This window comes from Methylobacterium sp. C33D, assembly GCF_053345825.1.
This window is the reverse complement of sequence record NZ_JBKFAV010000056.1, coordinates 23265-31255: the sequence shown is the minus strand read 5'-3', so window position 1 is coordinate 31255 and position 7991 is coordinate 23265. Positions and strand designations below refer to the sequence as shown.

The following is a 7991-nucleotide window of genomic DNA, read 5'->3' as shown; positions in this document are numbered from 1 at the left end:
GCTCCCCGTTTGGCTGGCGCACTACAACGACCTTCATCCTCATCGCGCGCTCGGCTACCGCTCGCCGCGCGAGTTCATCACCCGATCAACCCAGGAGACCCTGTCCGGTTTTTAGGGGGCAACAACATCCCCCGCCGTCAGCGAGGGGGCACCAGGTGCCGCGAGGGGCGTGGGCGGTGGTCGGATGACGGCGGCTGCCAGCGCCAGCCCTGGGGCAAATACGAGGGGCTGCCCTGGGGCGGGCTACATCAGGCGGGCAAGTGATGCTGCGCCGCCGAGGATAGCATCAGCGTCTAGCGGCGGATGACGGGGCCAGAGGGCCACGGTGCGGCGGCGTAGGGTCACGAAGCCGCACAATCAGCACGGCTGCAAGTGCGGCAGTTACCGCCAAGATCGCGAACGTCGTCAGCCTGTCAGGTGTTCTCCGGATCATGGCCACTTCTTAGCAGCTTCCCAGGGCCCACGCACGATGCGGACCCGGCGAGTAGGTCTCAGCGTCTGATCCCAGTCCTACCCACCTGCCATGCACTTCTTGAAGTGCTCGCGCCGCATCTGCCTGTTGTATTCAGCGTATAGCGCCGCCCCCTTGCCGCCATTGATCATCTGGTGCGCTTCTGTCCTGCACTTGATCTGCAGCGGTGTGTCGCCCTCCTGCGCTTTATAGAAGAAGCCGCGCGCGTTCCCAGCAGCGGCAGGCACGGAAAATAGCGCCGCGACAATAGCCGCACCTGCGATCGGCTTGAACATCCTGCGTCTCCCGGATCAGATCTGTATTGACGCGGAGAATGGCAGGCTACATTGCATCGTCAAGCGGATAGCGCCAGATGCAGAAGGCCCCGCGCGGCTAGTGCCGGCGGGGCCCTCGAACTCACGTTGCTCCGGCATCCCACCGGCGATCACGATCCACCCTCCTGCAGGTGGTGGACGGAGGAACGCTCTGCAGTAGCGCCCCACGTGATCGATACAAGCAACATCAGCTGCTGGTAATGCTCAATGAACAAAGGGCACCGAAATAGCAAGTGCCCCTGCTTGTTCTGAACGGATCGGCCCGACGAACAGCTGGGCCTGTGCTTCCGGAACACGTCGCTTCGGCGACCAGGATCGGTTGGCGCAGTCGCGAGGGTCCGGGCGCGGGCGACTGCCCCTCAGGCAGGCGCGTGGAGCGACCGGCCCGCCCAGCCGTACGCAAGTGGCCGGATTGTGCTCGCGTACGCGCGGGGTGTGATGCACGACTTCGGATCTTGGCACCCTGGCGATGGCCGTTGCGCATCGGGTACAAGGTTGGCGCTACCCGTGCCTAGGCCGAAAGGGGCGGGCTCGGGGTCGCCTGGGGCGCCCCGATCCGCCTTCGCCAGGACGATAAACAGCTGCCTATCGTTCTCCGAAGGTGTCGCACCATCTTCCTGGATAGGTCCTGGTAAATCCTAGATACGGTGCACAAGCTTGTGCGCACCCCCTGCGCACACCCGGTACGCACCCCCTGCGCACAAGCTTGTGCGCCTTTCTCCGGGCCAGAAAGGCGCACGAGACGTTCGCCTTTTTGCGGGGGAACGAACCCAGAATTGGGAGCCGCGCACCTGCTACAGGACCCTGCTTGGGTCCAGCTTCAACCGGTAGCGGTTGGCGTGTCCGGCGCCGCGTCCGACTGTGACCCCGATGTGATCGCGCTGTTCGAGCGCGGCCACCGTCTTTTGGATGCCCCGTCGACTGGCGCCAAGGGCCTCCTGCAACTGGCTGTGTGACGGATGAGCGTAGCCCTTTCGGCGGTCGACGTACTGGCTGATGATGATCGCCAAACGGTAGCCCAATGGCGGCAGGTCCGGATCTTGAGCCACCTGCTTGAGCCATAGGAAGACGTCGCGAGCAGCCTTGCTGCCGTTCGATGCCGGGCGTCCGGATAAAGCCAGCGGACTCGTGCTGCTCAGCGGGTCGAGGTCCGCAGGCGCGGCCGGCCCCTCGGCGTATGTAGCCGCGGGGATGGTGTTGGTCTCCTTCACGCTGCCGACCCTCCGCCGGTATCACAGGCCGGACGGCCATCGTGGATCCAGACTTTGAAGGCGACCGCCTTTTCGAGCCGCGCCATTTCAGCCTCGATCTCCGTCGCCTGAACCCCCATCCGGCGCAGCTTCGTCGCGATCGGGCGGAACCGCCTGTCGAGGAGCATGACCCGGCACTGCCGGCCATGGCGGTCTCGCAACGCGATGAAGGCCTGGGCGAGGTCGGCGATCAGCTTCGTGTCCCTGGACGGCGGGAATGGCAGCAGGACCGCGCTGCCCGCCGCAATTGGTTCCGGCGGTTCGACGTAGGCCGGGACAAGCTCAGCCACGAGGGTGCGCCGCTCACGGCGGCGCGCCTTCTTTGGGGGGCGCTCAGCGGCTGGGATGCCGCTGAACAGGGGGAGGTCAGACAGGTCCGTCATGCCTCACCCTGCCGTTCCATCAGATCCCCCAGCGTGGGGCTGTACTCCAAACTGTCAGTGTCCAACTGATCACGCAATTCAGGCGGCCCGAGGCGCCGATCTCGGATACGGTCAACTTCTTTCATAAAGGCCGTCCCGGCGGCGCCTATTATTGTTCATCGTTTTCGGCAACCAATTGATTTGAGGGCGTCGTCAAACTCGGTCCAATACAGAGTCCAGATATAGTCGCCATTTCTATAAAACAAATCTCCGTCTCGGAACTCAGTGCATGCTTCTTGAGCTCGCTCAACAGCGTGCTCTTCGCATATCTGGGTCCATGCGTCCTTTGGCGCTGCCCGGAGCCGCTGGATCAAGTCCGATGTGCCTCCTCCTGGGCATGCAGCCTTGAACCGGGCGTAGCGCTCATCGCTCATGCCGAAGGCAGCCTTCATGGCGGCATCGAAGACGGCATCAATCTGATGTATGTTCATGATCGCCCCCTCAAGCCGCCACATCGGAGGTCGAGCTGCGGGCCTGGGCTTCGATCCACGCTTCCAAATCGCTGTCCTTGTAAAAGACTTTCCCGCCGATTTTGTAGTACCTTGGCCCTTTGCCCTTCACGCGCCACGCACGCAGCGTTGAAGGCTTAGAGCCGAGCTGATCCGCCGCATCCGTCTCACAACGAAAGCCACGTTGTTCTAAGGCTGTGGGCTGGTTCATCTGTGCCGCCTTCGGTTCCATTCACCGGTTGCGGCTCGACAAGCTAATCAGATTTTCGCGGAATGCTACACAAACAATTCGCCCGCTGAGTAGGCATTTTATGGTTCAGGATCGGCCAAGCGCGTCCAGTTCCGCGCGTATCCGCTCCCCGGCTTGTCGGTCCTTCCGCTCTTCCTCGCGGGCTCGCGCCATCGATCTGATCAAGCTACGGCGATCACGGCTGTGGGTTAAACCAGCTGCCGTAGCGCATCCGGCGAGTTCCACCACGAGATCCATGAATGCTGGCGAAGTCCGCCCGAGGTGATCCTCTGTGGTCCATTGTGCTTGCATCGCCACCCGTAAAACAGATGAGATCCAACTAAGCCGAGCAGTATCGGTCGGGCGACCTCTGCTCACTTCGTTGTGGGCGCCATACCCTTTGTCCAGTGTCCAATCCGCTCCCTCAGCGCATTCGCGGACCTTTTTCGCCAGTTTCAGCCGTCCCTCCACATCATTGGCGATGATATATTCCGCAAGCCAATCATGTCGGTGAGCTTGATTGCCGCTCGTATGTGCTAGCCCCGTAAGGGCTTCCGCCAATTCGTATGCTGCATCACGAACGCGCCGAAGCGCTTTTACCATCTCGTCGTCGTCATCGGGGCGCGTAAAGATCAGACCAATATCGGTCTCAAGTTGCTTTCTGATCTCGCAGCTTGGATTGCCGCCCAGATTTATTATGGCGCTGCTGAGGCTCAGCCATTGTGCATCGGTGAACTGGAAGGGCACGGTCAGCTGCCCGACCGAAGGGCGATCACGTTCGAGGCGTCCAGCTTCTTCCGAGCCTCCTGCAGTGCCGCTGTGCGCTTCTTCGAGCTCTCCTCCGCCGCGCGTTTCACCGCGTCCATTTGTAGTTGGGCATACCGCATCGCTGTCGCGACCGACTTGTGGCCGCAGATCCGCATCTGATCGGGCAGTGGGATGGTCGGGTCTGAATAGATTTTCGTGCAGAACCAGTGGCGGATCAGGTGCGTGGTCGCGTTCTCCTTCGCCGCCACACCTGCCGCCGCCATCGTCTTCTCGAAGGCGCCTTCCAGCGTCTCGACCCGCATGGCCTTGAGGTTTTTGGATGGGCACACGGCCGAAGCGCCGGCGATCCGCGGCGCGGCCTCCAAGAGGCCGCGCGCCTCGCCCGTGAGCGGCTTCGTGAGGCTGCCGGTCTTGCTGTCCGGCCAAGCGATCACGCCGTCTTCGAAGTTCACGAACGACCATTCGAGCCCGGCGATCTCGCCGACGCGGCAGCCGGTGGCGAACAGGAGCTTGATGCCGAGCAGCTGGAACACGGTGATGGTGCCGGCGGCGGCCAGCTTCTCGGCGGCGTTCAGTAGCTGCGCCACCTCCATGTCGGAGAACAGCCGCTCGCGCCGGCGAGACCCGAATTTGCGGACCCGGCATGGATTAGATCCGGGCTCGCGAAGGCCCCACTGCTCTGCGAGCGTCATGGCCGAGGATAAGACCCGCACGATTGCGTCCGCATGCGTGCGAGTGGCGCGGCGTTTGTGATGCAGCTCGGCGACCCGGGCGGGGGTAAGGGACCGCACTGGCAGGTCGCCCAACTCTGGCTTCAAGGCCTGCTCGATGATCTGCCGATAACCGGCAGCGGTGCGGGCCTTGAGGCGCGTGTCGACGTGCTCAGCCACGAAGCGGTCCAGCAGGTCGCGCACCTTCGGCGCATTCCGCTCCTCGGCCTGGGCTTCCTTCGCGGCGGCGAGTTCGGCGGCCGGGTCGGCGCCAAGCGTCGCCCCAGCTAGGATGCGCTCCGCTTCCTGCCGAGCCTGATCCGGGGACAGCTTGTTGGTGGCGCCGATCGTCTGCCGCCGGTAGGGCGCGCTACGGCCGCGCCCGGCCCGGTAGGCCACCACGTATGTCTTGGCGCCGGTCGGGCGCACACGGACGCCAAAGCCGGTCAGGTCGCGGTCCCAGACGGTGAACTCGGCAGCACGGGGCTCAAGCCCGTCTACCATCCGCTTCGTGATGCGTTGCTCGGCCATAGCACCCGTCCAGCCCGGGCTTGCGGGGCGATCCCAGAGGGGAGGGCGGGGAAGCACCAAGCCCGTTCCGGGGTAGCACCGGGGAAGCACGCGGCGTCAACAACGAGCGACGGCCATCGCCGCCCATCGACAGGGTAGGGCGCTAAGCGCCTACAATGCAATCGTTTTGTCGATTGGCATCCACACAGGCCAACGCCAGTAGCGCGGCCGTTTGCAAGCTTTTAATCTGTAGGTCCTGGGTTCGAGTCCCAGCGCGCTCACCATTCTGCCCGCAAGAGCCGTTCTCGGGAGCAGCCTGAAAGGTCGATGCTGTTCTGCGGTCAGCCCGGGATGCGCACGGCTAACGACGCGGTTCGAGACGACTCCGACCCGGGAGAACGACGGTCCGCCACCGGTGACGGGCTCGCCTGAGCCCGGCACCACGGTCTGGGGACGCGTCGGCTATCGGCCCGGCTGCCGCGCGGGTGCGATCGGGCGCTCCCCGGCCCCGCGGGGCGAGCGGAGCGGGGGTGAGCGGATCACCGGCCGAGCGACGGTCCCCCTGACGTGCCGCCAGTTCCAGGAGGCCCGCCGGTGGGCGTGCCGCCGATGTTCACGCCCGGCGTCGTGCCGGGCACGGGCGTGTTGCTCGGGTTGGCCTCGGTGCCGCGCGTGATCGGGCTCGGGCCGAGGTCTCGGGCGCCAGGGGTCGCGCCACCCGTGCTGGTCGGCGGTGTCACCCCGGTGTTGCCGGCTCCTCCCGTGACGACCCGGGCCGCGGCGGGGCCGGCCAGGACGAGACTGAGGGTGCCGGCGAGCGCCATCGTGGTTCGGGTCATGCGGTTGTCCGTGCTGCTGCTGCGGCACGGGAACGGCCGAGGTGTCGCGAAGTTCGACGGCCCTCGCGCGACGGCATGAGGGTGAGGCGCGAGCACGGGTCGGCCTGCAGGACCGCTGCGCGGCGGTCGCAGCCTATGCCATCGCTGTGACGAGCGTCAGGACGGTGGATGCGACTGCCAGAGCCCCGACGAGCGCGAAGGTGGCGAGAATGAAAGCGTGCATCGGCGCAGCTCCCTGAGTCTCCGCTTCGGTGCGGTGGACAAGAGATGCCCGATGCGTGCGGGTGCTGCAGTGTCGCGGCGCACGGATGGTTAATCAATCGTCTCCGGATCCGGTTCAGCGCGCTCCTCACGGCATCGATCTCCGCGTCTGAAACCCGGTGCCGTCGCCGCGCCGCCCACACGAAAATCGGAACCCCTGGTTGCGCTTCGGGTTGGGGTCCCAACGCAACTGCGAAGGAGTCCTCGATGCGGAAGCTCGCTCTCATCTCCGCCGTCACCCTGTCCCTCGGCGCGCTCGGTGCCACGGGTGCCCAGGCGCAGGGCTACGGGTACGGCTACGGCGGCCACCACGGCTACGGGTACGGCCGCGGCTACGATCGCGGTTACGGTCACCGGCGCGATTTCGGCTACCGCCGTCACCGCGGGCTGTCGACCGGGGCCGCGATCGGCCTCGGCATCGCGGGCGCGGCCGCCGGCGCCGCCGCGGCGGGCGCCCTTGATCGGGGCCCGGGCTACTACGGCCGCGGCTACTGAGCCGCGCACAGCTGACGAAGAGAGCCCCGCCGCCACCGCGGCGGGGCTCTCTCTGATGAGAGGTGCCGTCCGGTGGCCGGCCCGGCTCAGCGCACCCAGCGCCGGATCCGATCGCGGAGCGTCGGGCGGACGGCCCGCCGCGCCCGCACGGCCGCGAAGCGATCGATGCGGATCCGGTCGGTCGGAACCTGCCGCAGGAATCGCTCGGCGATCTCGAAGATCACGATGTCCGGCCGGACGCTCTCGACATAGGCCCAGTCGATGTTCGCCGACCAGATCGCGTGCACTTCTCCGAAAGTCTCGGCCAGCATCGCGGTGAGGCGCGCGCCCGGGCTGTAGATGTAGGAATCGCCGAAGAGTATCACGCGGCGCGGATCCGGCGCGTCCCTGTTCTCCAGGACGACGCGGGATCCCACGAACAGTCCGCGCGGCCGCACGGCCCGTCCCGATTCCCGCACCGCCACCAGCGCGTTCGCGTCGACCCGCGCCGCGCGCCGCGGAAAATCGTAGGCGACGTATGCCTCGTCGACGGGGGGGACGAGCTTCTCGCCGAGATCGAAGGTGAAGCGCTCGGTCACGCTGGTGCCGGCGAAGACGTGCGCGGCCACCGGCGCGCCCAGGGCCTCGCAGAGCGCGCGGTAGGCCGTCAGGTAGCCCCTGTAGGTCCAGTGCGTGTCCGTCCGCAGGTAGACGGGCTCCTCGGCCCGCGCCGCCAGGAGCGGCGTCTGCAGGTCGACCATCGCGGCGCCGCCGTCGCCGGCAACCAGTCGGGCAAGCCGGACACCGGGCGGATCGTCGAGGCCGGGGAAGGGCCGGCCGAGCAAATCGGGATAGATCGCGAGCTTGTCGGGCACGACGGTGTGCACGTGCCGGATCCCGAGGCTCTCCAGGCGAAGCGCACGTCGCCCGATGAGCCGCGCCCAGCGCTTCAGGATCCGCCGCGAGGTCGCGGTCTCTCCGTAGAAGGCTTCGACCTCGCGGGCGCGCCCGACCCAGTACAGCCAGCCATCGTGCCCCACGGCCACGCCGTTGCCGCTCGTCTTCAATGGTTCCCGCCTCCCGCCGCCCGCGACAACCCCCGTCGATGACGCTGGACTCCCGCCTCGACGGATCTGCGCGCGATTGCAACCCCTCCGCGGCGGAGCGGCGTGTCCCCGCACGGGTTCGGTGGCCGGGCCGCCGCGACGCGCGGCCCTTTCCGCCCGCGCATAGGTCCCGCGTTGAAACTTTATGGCCGCGCCGCAGGTACTCTCGTCAGGCGCATCACACCGC

General features: G+C 66.3%; 10 protein-coding genes. 1 reads left to right on the top strand and 9 read right to left on the bottom strand.

Annotated features, from left to right (window positions below; all coding sequences use genetic code 11):
• Positions 1 to 510: 510 nt before the first annotated feature.
• The 8 genes from ACLBXO_RS29120 to ACLBXO_RS29085 form a co-directional block, all read right to left on the bottom strand.
• Positions 511 to 747, bottom strand: coding sequence for a hypothetical protein (locus tag ACLBXO_RS29120; protein WP_447687591.1), 237 nt, complete (start codon positions 745 to 747; stop codon positions 511 to 513).
• Between the two features lie 833 nt (positions 748 to 1580).
• A complete protein-coding gene (locus ACLBXO_RS29115; RefSeq protein ID WP_447687590.1) occupies positions 1581 to 1997 on the bottom strand; it encodes a hypothetical protein in 417 nt (138 codons plus the stop codon).
• Positions 1994 to 2419 (bottom strand): DUF6074 family protein, encoded by a 426-nt coding sequence (locus ACLBXO_RS29110; protein ID WP_447687589.1) that lies wholly within the window; start codon positions 2417 to 2419, stop codon positions 1994 to 1996. The genes ACLBXO_RS29115 and ACLBXO_RS29110 overlap by 4 nt, the downstream gene beginning before the upstream one ends.
• A gap of 155 nt (positions 2420 to 2574) precedes the next feature.
• On the bottom strand, positions 2575 to 2889 hold the full coding sequence (locus ACLBXO_RS29105; protein WP_447687588.1) for a hypothetical protein: 315 nt from the start codon (positions 2887 to 2889) through the stop codon (positions 2575 to 2577).
• 10 nt (positions 2890 to 2899) lie between these two features.
• Positions 2900 to 3118: a helix-turn-helix transcriptional regulator gene (locus ACLBXO_RS29100; RefSeq protein WP_447687587.1), complete on the bottom strand. Its 219-nt coding sequence runs from the start codon at positions 3116 to 3118 to the stop codon at positions 2900 to 2902.
• 105 nt (positions 3119 to 3223) lie between these two features.
• Positions 3224 to 3883 carry a hypothetical protein gene (locus tag ACLBXO_RS29095; RefSeq protein WP_447687586.1) on the bottom strand — a complete coding sequence of 220 codons (660 nt, stop codon included), beginning with the start codon at positions 3881 to 3883 and terminating at the stop codon, positions 3224 to 3226.
• Positions 3884 to 3885: 2 nt separating this feature from the next.
• Positions 3886 to 5145, bottom strand: coding sequence for a tyrosine-type recombinase/integrase (locus ACLBXO_RS29090; RefSeq protein WP_447687585.1), 1260 nt, complete (start codon positions 5143 to 5145; stop codon positions 3886 to 3888).
• Positions 5146 to 5663: 518 nt separating this feature from the next.
• Entirely contained in the window at positions 5664 to 5963 is a 300-nt protein-coding gene (locus ACLBXO_RS29085) for a hypothetical protein (RefSeq protein ID WP_447687584.1), read from the bottom strand.
• A gap of 468 nt (positions 5964 to 6431) precedes the next feature.
• Here ACLBXO_RS29085 and ACLBXO_RS29080 point away from each other — a divergent pair, with 468 nt between their 5' ends.
• Complete coding sequence (locus tag ACLBXO_RS29080) at positions 6432 to 6719, top strand: hypothetical protein (protein WP_331313090.1); 288 nt, start codon at positions 6432 to 6434, stop codon at positions 6717 to 6719.
• Between the two features lie 86 nt (positions 6720 to 6805).
• On the opposite strand, the gene ACLBXO_RS29075 is transcribed toward ACLBXO_RS29080, so the two are convergent.
• The gene (locus ACLBXO_RS29075) at positions 6806 to 7765 is read right to left on the bottom strand and encodes an alginate O-acetyltransferase AlgX-related protein (RefSeq protein ID WP_447687583.1); all 960 of its coding nucleotides are present in this window, start codon (positions 7763 to 7765) and stop codon (positions 6806 to 6808) included.
• Between the last annotated feature and the right edge of the window lie 226 nt (positions 7766 to 7991).